This is a genomic window from Streptomyces sp. NPDC060027, from assembly GCF_042737005.1.
Taxonomy (GTDB): Bacteria; Actinomycetota; Actinomycetes; order Streptomycetales; family Streptomycetaceae; genus Streptomyces.
The window spans coordinates 1-14,270 of the sequence record NZ_JBHWVI010000001.1 but is presented as its reverse complement, the minus strand read 5'-3'; the positions used below and the strand labels follow the sequence as shown (position 1 = coordinate 14,270).

General features: G+C 70.7%; 18 protein-coding genes and 1 pseudogene. 15 read left to right on the top strand and 4 right to left on the bottom strand.

The window, feature by feature from the left end:
• The first annotated feature begins 97 nt into the window (after positions 1-97).
• Positions 98-403, top strand: coding sequence for an ANTAR domain-containing protein (locus tag ACFWBT_RS00095; RefSeq protein WP_385693827.1), 306 nt, complete (start codon positions 98-100; stop codon positions 401-403).
• Between the two features lie 83 nt (positions 404-486).
• Here ACFWBT_RS00095 and ACFWBT_RS00090 read toward each other — a convergent pair whose 3' ends face one another.
• On the bottom strand, positions 487-1,365 hold the full coding sequence (locus ACFWBT_RS00090) for a UbiA family prenyltransferase (RefSeq protein ID WP_385693825.1): 879 nt from the start codon (positions 1,363-1,365) through the stop codon (positions 487-489).
• A 144-nt stretch (positions 1,366-1,509) separates the two neighbouring features.
• Between ACFWBT_RS00090 and ACFWBT_RS00085 the strand changes: the two genes are divergently transcribed.
• Genes ACFWBT_RS00085 through ACFWBT_RS00075 form a run of 3 tightly spaced genes read left to right on the top strand, consistent with a single transcriptional unit; the run spans position 1,510 to position 4,150 of the window.
• Complete coding sequence (locus ACFWBT_RS00085) at positions 1,510-2,568, top strand: type III polyketide synthase (protein WP_385693823.1); 1,059 nt, start codon at positions 1,510-1,512, stop codon at positions 2,566-2,568.
• 38 nt (positions 2,569-2,606) lie between these two features.
• Positions 2,607-3,140, top strand: a complete 534-nt coding sequence (locus ACFWBT_RS00080) for an isoprenylcysteine carboxyl methyltransferase family protein (protein WP_385694072.1) — start codon at positions 2,607-2,609, stop codon at positions 3,138-3,140.
• Entirely contained in the window at positions 3,137-4,150 is a 1,014-nt protein-coding gene (locus ACFWBT_RS00075; protein WP_385693821.1) for an NAD(P)/FAD-dependent oxidoreductase, read from the top strand. Before ACFWBT_RS00080 ends, ACFWBT_RS00075 begins: the two co-directional genes overlap by 4 nt.
• A gap of 213 nt (positions 4,151-4,363) precedes the next feature.
• Here the strand turns inward: ACFWBT_RS00075 and lepB are convergent.
• Positions 4,364-5,104 (bottom strand): annotated as a pseudogene (gene lepB, locus ACFWBT_RS00070) (signal peptidase I); the annotation flags it as partial.
• Between the two features lie 769 nt (positions 5,105-5,873).
• Here lepB and ACFWBT_RS00065 point away from each other — a divergent pair.
• Positions 5,874-6,167, top strand: coding sequence for a hypothetical protein (locus tag ACFWBT_RS00065; protein ID WP_385693819.1), 294 nt, complete (start codon positions 5,874-5,876; stop codon positions 6,165-6,167).
• Between the two features lie 118 nt (positions 6,168-6,285).
• On the opposite strand, the gene ACFWBT_RS00060 is transcribed toward ACFWBT_RS00065, so the two are convergent.
• Positions 6,286-7,335: an iron-containing redox enzyme family protein gene (locus tag ACFWBT_RS00060; RefSeq protein WP_385693817.1), complete on the bottom strand. Its 1,050-nt coding sequence runs from the start codon at positions 7,333-7,335 to the stop codon at positions 6,286-6,288.
• Positions 7,332-7,445 (bottom strand): CDGSH iron-sulfur domain-containing protein, encoded by a 114-nt coding sequence (locus ACFWBT_RS00055; protein ID WP_385693815.1) that lies wholly within the window; start codon positions 7,443-7,445, stop codon positions 7,332-7,334. Before ACFWBT_RS00055 ends, ACFWBT_RS00060 begins: the two co-directional genes overlap by 4 nt.
• A gap of 236 nt (positions 7,446-7,681) precedes the next feature.
• Here ACFWBT_RS00055 and ACFWBT_RS00050 point away from each other — a divergent pair, with 236 nt between their 5' ends.
• The 10 genes from ACFWBT_RS00050 (at position 7,682) to ACFWBT_RS00005 (ending at position 14,247) form a co-directional block, all read left to right on the top strand.
• Positions 7,682-7,957 (top strand): hypothetical protein, encoded by a 276-nt coding sequence (locus ACFWBT_RS00050; protein ID WP_385693814.1) that lies wholly within the window; start codon positions 7,682-7,684, stop codon positions 7,955-7,957.
• Between the two features lie 305 nt (positions 7,958-8,262).
• Entirely contained in the window at positions 8,263-8,610 is a 348-nt protein-coding gene (locus ACFWBT_RS00045) for a hypothetical protein (RefSeq protein WP_385693812.1), read from the top strand.
• A gap of 111 nt (positions 8,611-8,721) precedes the next feature.
• Positions 8,722-9,687 (top strand): LLM class F420-dependent oxidoreductase, encoded by a 966-nt coding sequence (locus tag ACFWBT_RS00040; protein ID WP_385693811.1) that lies wholly within the window; start codon positions 8,722-8,724, stop codon positions 9,685-9,687.
• A gap of 20 nt (positions 9,688-9,707) precedes the next feature.
• Entirely contained in the window at positions 9,708-10,379 is a 672-nt protein-coding gene (locus ACFWBT_RS00035; protein WP_385693809.1) for an HAD family hydrolase, read from the top strand.
• Positions 10,380-10,552: 173 nt separating this feature from the next.
• Positions 10,553-10,924 (top strand): phage holin family protein, encoded by a 372-nt coding sequence (locus ACFWBT_RS00030; protein WP_385693807.1) that lies wholly within the window; start codon positions 10,553-10,555, stop codon positions 10,922-10,924.
• Positions 10,921-11,424: a DUF3618 domain-containing protein gene (locus ACFWBT_RS00025; protein WP_385693805.1), complete on the top strand. Its 504-nt coding sequence runs from the start codon at positions 10,921-10,923 to the stop codon at positions 11,422-11,424. The genes ACFWBT_RS00030 and ACFWBT_RS00025 overlap by 4 nt, the downstream gene beginning before the upstream one ends.
• 479 nt (positions 11,425-11,903) lie before the next feature.
• The gene (locus ACFWBT_RS00020; RefSeq protein WP_385693803.1) at positions 11,904-12,230 is read left to right on the top strand and encodes a plasmid stabilization protein; all 327 of its coding nucleotides are present in this window, start codon (positions 11,904-11,906) and stop codon (positions 12,228-12,230) included.
• 75 nt (positions 12,231-12,305) lie between these two features.
• Positions 12,306-12,815: a DUF6328 family protein gene (locus ACFWBT_RS00015; protein ID WP_385693801.1), complete on the top strand. Its 510-nt coding sequence runs from the start codon at positions 12,306-12,308 to the stop codon at positions 12,813-12,815.
• A gap of 111 nt (positions 12,816-12,926) precedes the next feature.
• Positions 12,927-13,550: a dihydrofolate reductase family protein gene (locus ACFWBT_RS00010; RefSeq protein WP_385693799.1), complete on the top strand. Its 624-nt coding sequence runs from the start codon at positions 12,927-12,929 to the stop codon at positions 13,548-13,550.
• Positions 13,551-14,001: 451 nt separating this feature from the next.
• The gene (locus ACFWBT_RS00005; RefSeq protein ID WP_385693797.1) at positions 14,002-14,247 is read left to right on the top strand and encodes a hypothetical protein; all 246 of its coding nucleotides are present in this window, start codon (positions 14,002-14,004) and stop codon (positions 14,245-14,247) included.
• The last annotated feature ends 23 nt before the right edge of the window (positions 14,248-14,270 follow it).

The window sequence follows — 14,270 nt, the reverse complement described above, 5'->3', positions numbered from 1 at the left end:
CGAGCTTCACGAACATGACACGAGATGAAATGCGCCGGACTCCCCGACCCCGGAGGCGACGTTGACGTCCGAATGGGACACGACCCAGCAGCTAGCCGTGCCCTCTGAAACCTCGGCCGACGCCGTGACGCGTCTGGAGGACGAGAATCTTCAGCTCAAACAGGCGGTCCGGTCGCATGCCGTCGTCGACCAGGCCATCGGTGTCATCCTGGCCGTGGGCCAACTGACTCCGGACCAGGGCTGGGACGCGCTGCGGGGCATCTCGCAGAACACCAACATCAAGCTGCGCCATGTGGCCGAACTGATCGTCGACTGGGCGCGAACCGGTGAGCTGCCCACCGACGTTCGCAGCCAGCTGGAGTCCCAGCTCAGCCTAGGCACCTCCGCGAGCGCCGGGGAGTAGTTCCTCGCTCGCCTCATACGGGCCGACCGGGGGGCGGGGGAGGTGGGTCTCCGCGAGCCTGGACTCAACGGCGGCCCGCTCCCTCAGGGCGGCCCTACCCCGACCCCGACGCCGGTAAGCAGCAGCGCCACGTCCACCGCTGCCACCACGACCGCCGTCGCGAACGCCGCCCGCTCCCAACGCCGTCCCAACACCGCCCCCGTCACCGCGACGAGGCCGACCACGGCCAGTGCCACCCCGTCGCGCGGACCAGGTGGTCCCGCGGGCCCCAACGCCAGGAGCGCGGACGCGATCACCAGCGGCACCGGAAGCAACTGCCGCGCCCGCTCTGCCCCCAGTCGCTGCGGCCACCCCCGTACGCCCGTCGCGAGATCCCCGTGGATGTCCGGCAGGACGTCGCCCAGGTGTGCTCCGACTCCCAGCAGCGCCCCGGCGCCGACGACCCACCAGGCCGGCCAGGGATGCCCCGGCAGTCCGAGAGCCACGAACGCCGGGAGCGCGGCGAACGCCAGTGCGTAGGGTGCCCAGGACCAACGGGTGGCCTTGAGGCGGAGGTTGTACGCCCATGCCGCCGCGACCGCGGACAGGTGAACGCCACCGGCCCAGAGGCCACAGCAGAGCGAAAGCGGCACGCACAGGGTCAGTGCGACGTACGCGGCAGCCCAGAGGCGCGTCACTCCGATGGCGCCGTCGACGACGGGTTTCCCCCGGCGTCCCGTTGCGATGTCCCGCCGCGCGTCGAAGGCGTCGTTGCACCAGCCGACCGACAACTGACCCGTCACAACGGCGGCGATGGTCAGGACGCACCCCCTGGTGCCCTGGCCGGCCATCACGACCAGCGCCGCCGTCAGCGTGGTGACGGCCACTACGGGCCCGGGGTGGCACGCTCGCCCCAGACCACCCACCCCGACGGTCCAGTTCCCTGCCGTGCCACCGGTCGTCGAGTGCTCGGGAGTACCCACCCGGCGATGGTAGGAGGTGTGGTCCACCCGGCTGGAGCGCGCCACGGGACGAAGGGCCGGACGGGCGATCCCTGGTGGCTGAGCGCCGGTCCGGGGAAGGCCTGCTGAGCAGCCCACCCCAGTCGGCGTTCGGACGGGAGCCCTATGACGCGGATCGCCGCCGTTCACGGTGCCCTCGCGCCGCACCGCCACACCCAGCCCGAGATCACGGACATGGTGGCCCGCACCTGTCTGCCCGAGGGCTCCGACCGCCGTGTGCTCGACCGGCTGCACCGCAGCGCGAAGGTCGGCACGCGTCACATGACGCTGCCACTCGAACAGTACGAGGCACTGGACGGGTTCGGTGCCGCCAACGACGTCTTCATCACGGCCGCCACCGACATGGGGGCCAGGGCAGTTCGCGAAGCAGTGCGCACGGCCGGTCTGTCCGCGGCGGACGTGGACCTGCTCATCTTCACCTCCGTCACGGGCATCGCCACACCCTCCATCGACGCCCGGCTGGCGGGCCGCCTGGGACTGCGGTCGGACGTCAAGAGACTGCCGCTGTTCGGCCTGGGATGCGCCGGGGGTGCCGCCGGCCTGTCCCGGATGCACGACTACCTGCTCGGCCGGCCCGACCAGGTGGCGGTGCTGCTGTCGGTCGAGTTGTGCTCGCTCACGTTTCAGCGCGACGACGCCTCCTTGGCCAATCTGGTCGCCACCGGTCTGTTCGGTGACGGCGCCGCCGCGGTGGTGGCCTGTGGCGCGCGCCGCACGGGCGAAGCCGTCGGGCCCACGATCGTGGACACGCGCAGCCGGCTGTATCCGGACACCGGCCGCATCATGGGCTGGGACATCAAGAACTCGGGCTTCCAGGTCGTACTGGATCCGGAGATCCCCGACGTGGTGCGCCGATACCTCGCCGACGACGTCCAAGGGTTCCTGGGTGACCACGGCCTGAAGCCGAAGGACGTGACCGCGTGGGTGTGCCACCCCGGAGGGCCCAAGGTCCTGGACGCCGTCACCGAATCCCTCGAACTGCCCGCCGAGGCCCTGGATCTGACCTGGCGTCATCTGGCTGACGTGGGCAACCTCTCGTCGTCGTCCGTGCTGCATGTGCTGCGTGACACCCTGGCCACCCGCCGCCCGCCCACCGGTACCCCGGGTCTTCTCCTGGCGATGGGGCCGGGCTTCGCCTGCGAGCTGGTGCTGCTGCGCTGGTAGGCGCCGGCGCACGACATGGAACGGTGGGACACGCACACATGATCTGGTACGGACTGCTGGTGGCCGCCGTCGCCGCCGAGCGCGTCGGCGAACTCTTCGTCGCCCGCCGCAACGAGCGGTGGAGCCTTGCTCGCGGGGCGGTCGAGGCGGGCCAGGGCCACTACCCGGCGATGGTCGCGCTGCACGCTGGCCTGCTGGTCGGCTGCCCGGTCGAGGTGTGGCTCGCCGACCGGCCCTTCGTCCCGGCCCTGGCCTGGCCGATGGTGGCCGTACTGGCAGGCGCCCAGGCGCTGCGCTGGTGGTGCATCGTCACCCTGGGATCTCGCTGGAACACCCGGGTGATCGTCGTGCCCGGCCTGCCCCTCGTGGCCCGCGGTCCCTACCGCGTGCTGCGGCACCCGAACTACGTGGCGGTCGTCGCCGAAGGTGTGGCGCTGCCGCTGGTGCACACCGCCTGGGTCACGGCGATCGTCTTCACGCTGGCCAACGCCGCCGTGCTGGCCGTGCGCATCCGGTGCGAGAACCGGGCGCTGGCCGCCGTTCCCGCCTCGCTCACATCCGCTCCGGCGTGATCGACGTCCTGGTGGCCGGCGGCGGACCGGCCGGTCTGGCAGCCGCCATTCACTGCGCGCTGGCCGGCCACGAGGCCGTGGTCGTCGAACCGCGGACCGCGCCCGTGGACAAGGCCTGCGGAGAGGGAGTCATGCCCAGCGGCGTCGCCGGGCTGCGGGCGCTGGGGGTCGAGGTCACCGGCAGGGAACTGCGCGGTATCCGCTACGTCGACGGCGCTGTCCACGCCGAAGCGCCCTTCCGCGGTCACAGAGGGCTGGGCATCCGCCGTACGACGCTGCACCAGGCACTGCACGAGCGCGCTCTCGGCCTCGGCGTGCGGATCGTGCCCGGCAAGGTGGGGGAGGTGCGTCAGACCGCGGACACCGTCACCGCGGCCGGTCTCACGGCGCGTTGGCTGATCGCCGCCGACGGCCTGCACTCCGGTGTCCGCCGCGGCCTGGGACTGGAGCTGCCGAGCGGCGCGCACCGGCGCTACGGACTGCGTCGGCACTACCGGGTGGAGCCGTGGACGGACTTCGTGGAGGTCCACTGGTCGGGGCACGGCGAGGCCTACGTGACACCGGTCGCCGACGACCTGGTGGGAGTCGCGGTCCTCAGCCGCATGCGTCGCGGATACGACCGGCATCTGGCCGACTTCCCGGCCCTCACCGCGGCGCTGCGCGGGACCGCCGCGACGGAGGTGCGGGGCGCCGGGCCGCTGCTGCAGCGCGTACGGCGCCGAGTCGCCGGACGCGTCCTGCTCGTCGGCGACGCGGCGGGCTACGTGGACGCCCTCACCGGAGAGGGGATCGCTCTCGGGCTGGCGACGGCGGAGGCCGCCGTGCGCTGCGTCACGACCGGACGCGCGGGGGAGTACGAGCGGGCGTGGGCGCTGCTGACACGGCGTCACCGGCTGCTGACCAGGGCTCTGCTGGCCGCCGGCCGCCGTCCCGGCACGGCACGCCTGATCGTCCCCGCCGCATCCCGGATGCCCCCGGTGTTCACCGCCGCCGTCCACGCTCTGCAATAGGGCGTACGGGCTACTCGACGACCTTCGCCGGGTCCCAACCCATCACGACCTCGCGGCGCACGATCGTGCCCGCGACTTCGTCGCCCCGCCCCAGCGCGTACGACCGGATACACGTAGGTGACGCGGACGAGGCTGGCGCTCCTCCTCCGGCCGTCAGTCGCCGCCGTTGACCCAGGCCCGAGAAGTCCCTGCCGACGTGGCTCGCTACCGCGACACCGGTAGCGTCGCCCACCGGTTGACCGGCCATGCGACGACGAAGGCGCGGCCGATGACTTGGTCCTCGTCGACGGTGCCACCGCCGGGCAGGTCCTGGTGGTACCGGGAATCCGAAGACTCCTGGCGGTGGTCGCCCATCACCCAGATCTTCCCTTTCGGCACCTTGATCGGGCCGAATGGTTTGTCACCGCAGGGGGTGTTGCCGGGATAGATGAACGGTTCGTCCATGGCCTTCCCGTTGACCTTCACAGGGCCGCTCCCCGAGCATTCCACGGTGTCGCCGCCAACCGCGATCACCCGCTTGATCAGGTCCCTCTCGTCCGCCGACGGCATCAGGCCGACGAAGCTGAGGACCTTCTGCGCCGCGTTCGGCTCCTCGGCCTTCCCAGGGAGCCAGCCGCCCGGGTCGCGGAAGACGACGACCTCTCCGCGCTGCGGCTTGGATCCGAACCACGGCGTCAGCTTGTCGACCAGCACGCGGTCGCCGGCCTGCAGCGTGTTCTGCATCGAGTCGGACGGGATCGAGAATGCCTGCACGAAGAACGTCTTGATGACCAACGCGAGCAGCAACGCGATGCCGAGGAGGATCGGCATCTCCTTCCAGAAAGAGCGCGTTCTCTTCCGGCCCTCGCCCGTCATTCCGTCGCCCGTATCGTCGTCCCCGGATCTCGACCGTGCACTGGCGACAAGATCTCCCACAACCACGCCTCCCACCCCTGCGCCCGGCTCCGGGCGCATCGTGTCCGAAGTGGTCCCTCGTGTGCACAGCACCGGGCCCACCACAGTCACAACGAGCGGGAGTTCCCGGAACGCCGGAGCTCTCGGCAAGCCACGCGGTCGGTGGAGTCCCCATGGGCGAGACGATGCCTGAGCGATCTTGATCACGCGTTCGCGCGGTCGACGGGTTTCAACGGCGGCCCTACTTGCCTGACTTCTGTACGCGGGTGAAGATCCGTGAGCCGCCGCGTCACCGTGACGGGAGGCAGGGGCCTGTGGGGGGCAGTCGTGGCGCGACGGATGAATCTGCTGGGAGAGCCAGGGGTGGAGCTGACGGGGGGCCCGGGCAGGCGTGTTCCGAGCCGTGCGGACATGCAGATGGCCCGCTTTTCCGTGCACGCCCTGCCGGACCGTCTGAGCGCCGTCCACGTGTTGTGCAACGTGACGGATCCCGACCGGGACGAGTACCACCTTCTGCTCGGTGTCGACAACCGTACGGGCAAGGTCCTGTGGCGCCGGCGCACCGTGGACCCCAAACTGACGGTCTGGGGTGACGGGCACACCGTCGTCGCTCCGGACCTGGACCGCTGGCGGACCATCCAGTTGCTCGACATGAACCGTCAGGGGATCTCTCCACACGCCACTCTCCCCCTGGACGGGTGGGACGGTCGCCGGGGGCAGCGGCACCGTACTGGCCGGCACCGACCCGCACGAGGCGCAGGAGGGCTCCGAGTACCACGACACCCTCCTGCGCGCGTACGACGCCCGAGACGGACACCGCACCTGGAAGTTGCGGGCGCCGGCCGGTCAGGAGTACGGGCTCCCCGAGATCGCCGACGGCCGGGCATACGTCGTACGCCAGCCCTTCCTCACCGACGCAGACACAGGTCGCCGGGTACACGCCGACCTGCTCGTCCTTGACGCCGACACCGGGCGCCCGCTCCACACCCTGCGGCTGCCGTCCATGACCGCGCCGGACGAATCCGGCTACTTCGGGAGACTCGACGTCCTCGACACGGCCGACGGGACGGTGAGCATCGGCTGGCGGGACGGCGGGGAGCCCCTGCTGATCGCCACGGACTGAGCACCCACCCGCGCCACATCATCGACGGACGCCGCTACCGGCGACTCGACGGCTGTCAGCGTCGGTCGTCGTGGTCGCTCTGCTTCGGTGCTGTCTCGCACGGTCGCTGACCACCGCTTCAGGAGTTCGTTCCGAGCGGGGCCTGATTGTCCACATACGCGGACCCAGGTCGGTCGACCGAGGCGAGGGGAACGCGCAGAGCGCTGCGTCGGCGCTTCCACGCCGACAACAGGTGGGCCGCCAGCCGGTCTTCGAGAAGGCCGGTGACCCGCACGCCGAAGGCGACGTCGGGTTCGAGTTCGGGTTCGTCGTCCAGCAGGCCGCCGATGACGTCACGACGTACGACCTGTTCGTGGACGGCGTCGGCCTCGGCATGCTCGTCGTAGAAGCGCTGCGCGGCCTTGCCCGCCCCGACTCTGCGCAGGGCCGCGGCCAGTCGCCTGGACCCTGGGGCTGAGGTCACTTCCACGGCGGCGAAGTGTCCCACCAGAGCGCCCCGGAGGGCGCGGTGCAGGCCCAGCAGGGACATGAGATTGACGGTGGCGACCGCCTCTGCGGGGGCCGCGTCGACGTAATGGCCGTAGTCCGTGCGCAACCCGAGATCCGCCATCAGGTCCGCGAAGAGACGGGCGTGGATGTCTTCCTCGTGGCCGGCGCCGAACTCGTCGAACTCGACCGCCACCATGGCGGCCTTGGCCCGGCCGTGCAGGCGCGGGATGGCCCAGGCGTGCGGATCGGCCTCCTTGAGGTGGTACAGCGAGCGCAGGGCGGCGTACTCCTGGAGTTGCCACAGTTCGCCGTCGCGCTGGAGGTAGTGACTGACACTGGTGTCGTCGTGGCCGACCGGTTCCAGCGGGAGCGCTTCGAGTGCCTGGGAGGCGTCCGCTTCCGTCGGTACGTCGCCGCGAAGGGCCTTGAGGAAGCGCAGTTCCAGCGGTCGTCGCAGGGCCAGCAGTCCGGGGTCCCACTCGCGCTCGTCGCTCACCTCGGCGAAACCGCGGTAATGGAGTTCGTACAGCGTGTAGAGAGCGATCTGGAGATCGTCGCCGTAGGGGTCGGTGTCCTCCAAGGAGTGGGGCAGCGCGGGCAGGGGTGTGCCGTACCGCAGTGTCGAGGCGAGAGACCGTGAGATCTCGCCCCGCGGCGCCGGGAGCGAGGGGCCCTTCACGTCGGCTCCCGCTTCGCCCGACGGCGGTGGCTGGTGTCGCACCAGGGGTAGGCGCGGCTGCGGCGGCACCTGCGGATCGCCGCCCGGAACCGTCGGGAGGTGAGGATCACGCCGTCCTCCTATCCGAGAAATACCGATATGTACGAATTCGCGCTCCGGGTGCCCTGCGGAAGGGCGCCTACACGCGATCTTCGTGGCCGGTTTCGCCCCGGTCGCTCCGCCCGTCCCGTCGTTTCCCTCTAGTCGAGGAGCCGGCCCCGGGAGGGGTGGCGATGGACGGCATCAACGTCGGCCGGAGGGGTACTTGCGCGGCACGCCACGTCCCGCGAGAGGAAGCGAGAGCGCCGTGAACGATCGCCGCCCGGAAGGCCCCGGTAACAGCGGGGAGCCGATGCCGAAGCCCATACCGAGGGATCTGCCCGATCAGCAGGCCACAGCCGATGAGGATCCGTGGGACGTCGTCGGCACGGAGACGCAGACGACGCTCGACGAGCGGGCCGATCCGGAGATTCCGGATCCTGAGGTTCCCGACACGGACGAAGCCGGCACCGGCCGGAAGGGTGCCGCGAAGTCCGGTAGTCCTCATCCGGAGCATCCCGTGCCCGACGAAGCGTCCGCCTGACGCATTCCCGCGTGCCGCGGGGGCCCGGGCAGGAGACGCTGGGTAGGACGCCCGCGGCGCTGCCGGAGCCCGGCCGCCCGAAAGGACAGGTGAGGGTGTGTGTACATGGGTCGGCGAGTGACCCGTCCACCGCCGGACGACCGGATGCGACTGGCTGGGGCGTGGCAGGGCTGCCGTGCGGCCCCGTACGCGGCAGCCGAGACCGTGCACCGTCCGCACCGCTTCGGGGAACCGCGCGGCGAGCGTGGCCTCCGCGGAGAACCCGGAGTACACCGTCGTACACCTGCGGAAAGGAGAGTGGCCTGATGGTCACCGTGTCCCTCAGCGGAGCGTCCAAGGAGGATGTCGCCACCGTCTTCGGCGTCCTGCGTACGGCGTTCCCCATCGATCGGCCCTCCGACGACGTGCCCCACGAGCAGCCGGGCGACCGCCCTCCCGTGTGGACCTCGGAGTTCGAGCCCACCGAGGAGCGCATCCCGACCGGTGCGACCCCGCTGGAGGGTTCGGTCAGCGCCACGCTGCAGGGCGGCTATGTCGCCGTGGACCGGGTGCGTGAAGCCCTGGGCGGCGCGTTCGCCGTTCAGGAACAGGGCACGGCGTCGGGAGACCAGGAGAAGGAGGTCGACCTGCACCTTCGGGCGAAGCGTCAGTGAGCCAGATGAGACAGAAGCCGCGCAGTGCGGCCCGCTCGGTTCCGGTTCGCAGACCCGTAGGCGATCCCTGGCTCGCCCGGGGTGGCGTCCGGCCACGAGGAGGAGAGCGACATGGTGCAGATCGGGTACACGATGATGACGGAGCAGGCCGGCCCGCGTGAGCTCGTCGGTCATGTGGTCGGGGCCGAGCGCGCCGGCTTCGACTTCTCCGTCACCTCCGACCACTACTTCCCGTGGCTGGACTCCCAGGGACACGCCCCGTACGCGTGGAGCGTGCTCGGCGCCGCCGCGCAGGCCACCGAGCGCATTCCCCTGATGACCTACGTGACGTGCCCGACGACCCGCTACCACCCCGCGGTCGTCGCCCAGAAGGCGGCCACCATGCAACTCCTCTCCCAGGGGCGCTTCCGCCTGGGGCTCGGGTCCGGCGAGAACCTCAACGAGCATGTGGTGGGCGGCGGATGGCCCGCCGCGCACGTCCGGCTGGAGATGCTGGAAGAGGCCGTGGAGATCATCCGCTCGCTCTTCGCGGGCGGGAACGTCAACCACCACGGTGTCCACTTCGACGTCGAGAACGCCGAACTGTGGGATCTGCCCGACACGCCCCCGCCGATAGGCGTCGCCGCCTCCGGTGGGCGTTCGTGCGAACTCGCCGGCCACCTCGCCGACTTGCTGATCGCCACGGAACCGAAGCCCGACCTGGTCTCCGAATTCGACCGCCACGGCGGCGCGGACAAGCCCAAGGTCGGTCAGCTGCCCATCTGTTACGACACGGACCGCGACGCGGCCATCGCCCGTGCCCACGACCAGTTCCGCTGGTTCGGCGGCGGCTGGCCGGTCAACTCAGAACTGCCCGGACCCAACGGATTCACGGGTGCCACCCAGTTCGTACGGCCCGAGGACGTGGCCGAGTCCATCCCGTGCGGCGATGACGTGGACGCCGTCGCCGAGGCCGTCCGGTCCTTCGTCGACGCGGGGTTCACCGAGGTCGCGCTCATCCAGATCGGCGGCGACCACCAGGAGCCGTACCTGGAATGGGCTGAGCACAAGCTGCTCCCCGCCCTGCGGGATCTGTGAGAGTTGCGAGGACACCTGCGATGAGCACGAAACGCGCTGCGATCTTCGATGTCGACGGAACGCTCGTCGACACCAATCACCTGCACGTCGTCACCTGGTGGGAAGCCTTCAGGCAGGGGGGTCACCGCGTTCCCATGCGCGAGATCCACCGGGCCGTGGGCCTCAGCGGCGGCGACCTGATCGAGCACCTGCTCGGCAAGGACCGCGATCCTGAGGACGACGAGCAGTTCACCGCGGCCCACCACGCCCTCTACGCCACGTACTTCGACCGGTTGCCGGCACTGGAAGCGGCCGGCGAACTCCTGCGCTCCCTGGCCGGCCGGGGCTGGGAGATCGTCCTGGCGACCTCGGCGTCCGGCGCGGAACTGTCCGCGCTCCGCCGTGCCATCGGCGCGGACGACGTCATCCTCGGGGCGGCCAGCGCGGACGACGTCGCCGAGGGCAAACCCGCCCCCGACCCCGTCGAACAGGCCCGGGAGCTCGCCGGCGTACAGAGCGACCGAGCGGTGTTCGTCGGCGACACCGTCTGGGACATGAAGGCCGCCGTACGGGACGGGGTGCTGCCCGTAGCGGTCCTGTCCGGCGGAATCCCGCGGTCGGACCTGGAGTCGGCCGGCGCCCACGCGGTGTACCGAGACCCCGCCGACCTCCTCGACCGCTTGGACACCAGTGTCTTCGCGGACCGGGAATGACGGGAGCTGCCCTGGATGGCCCGGTTCGGGGTACTCGCCTCCTCACGGGTTGCCGGAGCACATCGCGTGTCCCGGCCCGAGTCGAGAGCGGGCAGGAGGTGATCGCCGTGTCGAGCGTGCGGCCGCAGGCCGATGGATCCGGCGAGCGGACACGAGGTGCGGGGTCGGATCAGGTGGGTGAGCTGGTGCAGCGGGCCTCGCAGCAGCTGACCGAGCTGGTGCGGGGCGAACTCCGTCTGGCACAGGCGGAGATGAGGGAGAAGGGCAGGCGGTACGGGAGGAGCGGTGGGCTGTTCGGCGGCGCGGGGGTGGTCGGCTTCCTGATGCTGGAAGCCCTCGTGGCCACCGCGATCGCCGCACTGGCCGTATCGCTGCCCGTGTGGGCCGCGGCACTGATCATCACCGTGGCGCTGGGCGTCGTCGCCGCGGTCATGGCCCTGCGGGGGAAGAGGCAGGTCGGCCGGGCGGCGCCCCCCAAGCCGGAGCAGGCGATCGAAAACGTGAAGGCCGATGTGGCCGAGATCAAGAGGAGTGCCCACCGATGAGCAAACCGTTCGACGACGAACAGACCGCCCCGACCCCGGCCGAGGTGCGTGAGCAGGTCGAGCAGACCCGCGCCGAGCTCGGGGAGACGGTGCAGGCGCTGGCAGACAAGGCTGACGTCAAGGCCCGGGCCAAGGAGAGGACCGCCGAGGTGAAGGAGAAGACGGCCGAAGTCGCGGAGCAGGCCGCGGCCAAGGCGGGCGAGCTGAAGGCCAAGGCCGTCCGGGCCGCGCACTCGGTCCAGGACAAGGTGCCCGACCCCGTCAAGGACAAGGCATCCCAGGCCGCGGACCAGGTGCGGGACAAGGCCGCCCTGGCCGCGGACCAGGTGCGGGACAAGGCCGCGCAGGCCGGCGGCGTGTGGGAGGAGAAGGCCCCCGAACCCCTGCGGCAGCAGGCGGCACACGGTGCGCGGGTGGCACGGGACAACCGCACGGTGATCCTGGTCGGCGCCGGCGCCGCGGTCCTCGTGTGGCTGGCGCTGCGCCACCGGAAGGGATGAGCCGGCGGCATCGTGGAGCGACGCCGACGCGGTCGGCGCTGACTCGAGGTTCCGGCCGCAGGGCGCCGGTCACAGGCGCACGGAAGTCCCCGGCCTTCACGGCACGGGGACTTCCGTCGTCCGGCCGTGTCCGGGCATCGCCTGCCTCCCGCCGGCCGGTCCTGCCCGGCGGCCTGAGGGGCACGGGGAGGCATCGGACGCCCTTACCGTGGCAGGTCCCGTTGGGTGTTTTGTCGCGGGGGGCCTCGGTCGGGTGGCCGAGGAAACGCGTAGCCCACGCTCGCCGGAGCGGCCTACGGGTTCGCGGAGATGGGGCCTACCGGGGAGGCCAGGCAGAGCTGTTGCGGGTTCCGTACGGCTCATCACCCGCGGGGTGATCGAGTCCACCATGGGGACGCAATTCCGCGGGAACTGTGAGCCTGCGGGGCTTCGGGGTACTCGAATAGCCACGTTGAGCCGCGCCAGGGAAGGGACGCGTCATGCCCGCAGGATCGAACAGCAAGCGCGAGCGGCAGTACGAGCACATCAAGAAGAGCGCGCAGGAGCGCGGAGAGTCCACGAGCCGGGCCAAGGAGATCGCGGCGCGCACCGTGAACAAGGAGCGGGCCAGGGCGGGCGAGTCGAAGACCGCGAGCAAGGCATCCCTCCGCGATCCGAAGTCGGCCTCGGAGCGAGGTGGTCAGCGTTCGCATTCCGGCGCGCAAGGGCCCACCAGGGACCAGCTGTACGAAGAGGCGCAGAAGCGCAACGTCCACGGTCGCTCGTCCATGAACAAGCAGCAGCTGAAGAACGCACTGGACCGCTGAGAATCGGCCCTGTCGGCGGAACCGCGAGACGAGGGCGTGGTGCCGCGAACCGCGCGGCCAGGAGAAGGGACGTCGATGCAGAGCAATACAGGGGGAGATGGGCGCGATGAGTCCCCTCACGAGCGCGCCGACCGGATGTGGGGTGACCTGCTGCAGGAGATCCGCGTCGCGCAGACCGGCGTGCAGATCCTCTTCGGCTTCCTGTTGACCGTGGTGTTCCAGCCGGCCTACCGGCAGCTCTCACAGGCGGACCAGACCCTGTACATGGTCACGATCGTCCTCGGGGCGACGGCCATCGGGACTCTGGTCGCACCCGTGTCGTTCCACCGGATCGTGTCCGGCCGGCGCATCAAACCGCAGGCTGTCCTCTGGGCCTCCCGGTTGACCATGCTCGGCCTGTTCCTCCTGCTGGTCACCATGACGTCCTCCCTCCTCCTGGTGCTGCGCACGGCCACCCGGGACGACGGATACGTGCCGTGGATCGTCGCGGGCGTCGCATCGCTGTACCTTCTGTTCTGGTTCGTGATCCCCATGGTCATCCGGTTGCGGAAGTCGGCCGACACGGACGCCGGTGCGGAGGGCTGAACCGGACGGCGCGTCCGTCGAGGCGGCCAGGGGTGCCGGAGGTCGGGGTCGCCCGGCCTCCATGAGGCAGGGGCCGCAGGCGTGTCGGGGGCCGAGGAAGGACGGAGCACGGTGAAGCTGATTCTGCAGGAGTTCCTGTCGCTCGACGGAGTGGCACAGGGCCCCGGGTCCCCGGAGGAGGACACCGGCGACGGCTTCGCGCGGGGAGGCTGGCTCGTGCCGCACATCGACGACGCGTTCATGAGGATCGTCACGGGCTGGATCGGCGACGCGGACGCGTTCCTGTTCGGGCGCCGCACCTACGCCAACTTCGCACGCGACTGGCCGGAGATGAACGACCCGGACGATCCCGTCGCCCGCAAACTCAACGGCCTGCCGAAGTGCGTGGCATCGAGGAGTCCGACCGAGGCCGGCTGGGAGCCGACCACGATCCTCTCCGGCGACGTGCCGGCTCAGGTCGCCGAGGTGAAGCGACAGCCCGGACGGGAGCTGCAGATCCACGGCAGCGCCCGCCTCGGCGCGTCGCTGCTGGCCGCCGGGCTCGTCGACGAGGTACGGCTGATGATCGCGCCGGTGATCGTGGGCAGCGGCCGGCGGCTGTTCCCCGACAACGGCGTCCCGACGGGGCTGCGCCTGCTGAGCAGCGAGACGACACCGAACGGAGTCACGGCCCAGGTGTACCAACCGACGGGGCTGCCTCGGTACGGGACCTACGACGCGGGCGCGCCATCCTGAGCCGAGGCGCTCCAAAGAGGCCACGCCACACTCGATCCCGGCCCCGGGTGGGACGGCTTGCGCGGCTGCCCCACCCGTGAGGCTGCCCGATTGCATCGGTGTCGAATGCGGAGGGCGTCCGGGGATCAGCGATTGCGGATGGCGCTGGTGGTGAAGAATCCGGTGGCCGCGGCGGCGACGAGTGCGCAGACAGACAACAGCATGGTTCGACGCATGGGACGTCCTCTCTGGTAATCGTGAGCAGGTGCTTTGCACAACGCCGGTCAGGCCTCCGGGGGCTCGCCGCTGTCTCATACGCCACCCGCATGGACGCGATTGTCGGTGGGTGTCGCCTGTGCCGAGGCGGTGATGCCGCCTGCGTCGAACTCACCCAGGGCCCGGCGTCGGGTGTGCGGCAGACGGTGGGGAGCGAGCACTCGGCAGCCGTGGTAACGGCTGTTACCATGCTGCTATGGCGAGGACACAAGTAGGCGCAAGGATCGACGAAGACGTCCTGGAGCTTGCCAAGGCCAGGGCCAAGGACCGCGGGCAGAGCGTCGGCGAGTATCTGTCCCAGCTGGTCCTGGAGGACGCCGATGGCCTGCGTGCCCGGGGCCTGGACGCGGCCCGCCGCTTCCTCGACGAGCACCAGGACGTTTTCGACGAGGTCGAGGTCGAAGACGGCGGCCAGGCAGCCACGGAGGCGCACGCAGCGTAATGGACCTGTACATCGACGTCCCC

Coding starts and splice junctions, on each gene's coding strand:
- ACFWBT_RS00025 (WP_385693805.1), top strand. CDS start 10,921: ATGAGCAAACCGTTCGACGACGAACAGACCGCCCCGACCCCGGCCGAG.
- ACFWBT_RS00015 (WP_385693801.1), top strand. CDS start 12,306: ATGCAGAGCAATACAGGGGGAGATGGGCGCGATGAGTCCCCTCACGAG.
- ACFWBT_RS00040 (WP_385693811.1), top strand. CDS start 8,722: ATGGTGCAGATCGGGTACACGATGATGACGGAGCAGGCCGGCCCGCGT.
- ACFWBT_RS00045 (WP_385693812.1), top strand. CDS start 8,263: ATGGTCACCGTGTCCCTCAGCGGAGCGTCCAAGGAGGATGTCGCCACC.
- ACFWBT_RS00080 (WP_385694072.1), top strand. CDS start 2,607: ATGATCTGGTACGGACTGCTGGTGGCCGCCGTCGCCGCCGAGCGCGTC.
- ACFWBT_RS00005 (WP_385693797.1), top strand. CDS start 14,002: ATGGCGAGGACACAAGTAGGCGCAAGGATCGACGAAGACGTCCTGGAG.
- ACFWBT_RS00085 (WP_385693823.1), top strand. CDS start 1,510: ATGACGCGGATCGCCGCCGTTCACGGTGCCCTCGCGCCGCACCGCCAC.
- ACFWBT_RS00035 (WP_385693809.1), top strand. CDS start 9,708: ATGAGCACGAAACGCGCTGCGATCTTCGATGTCGACGGAACGCTCGTC.
- ACFWBT_RS00020 (WP_385693803.1), top strand. CDS start 11,904: ATGCCCGCAGGATCGAACAGCAAGCGCGAGCGGCAGTACGAGCACATC.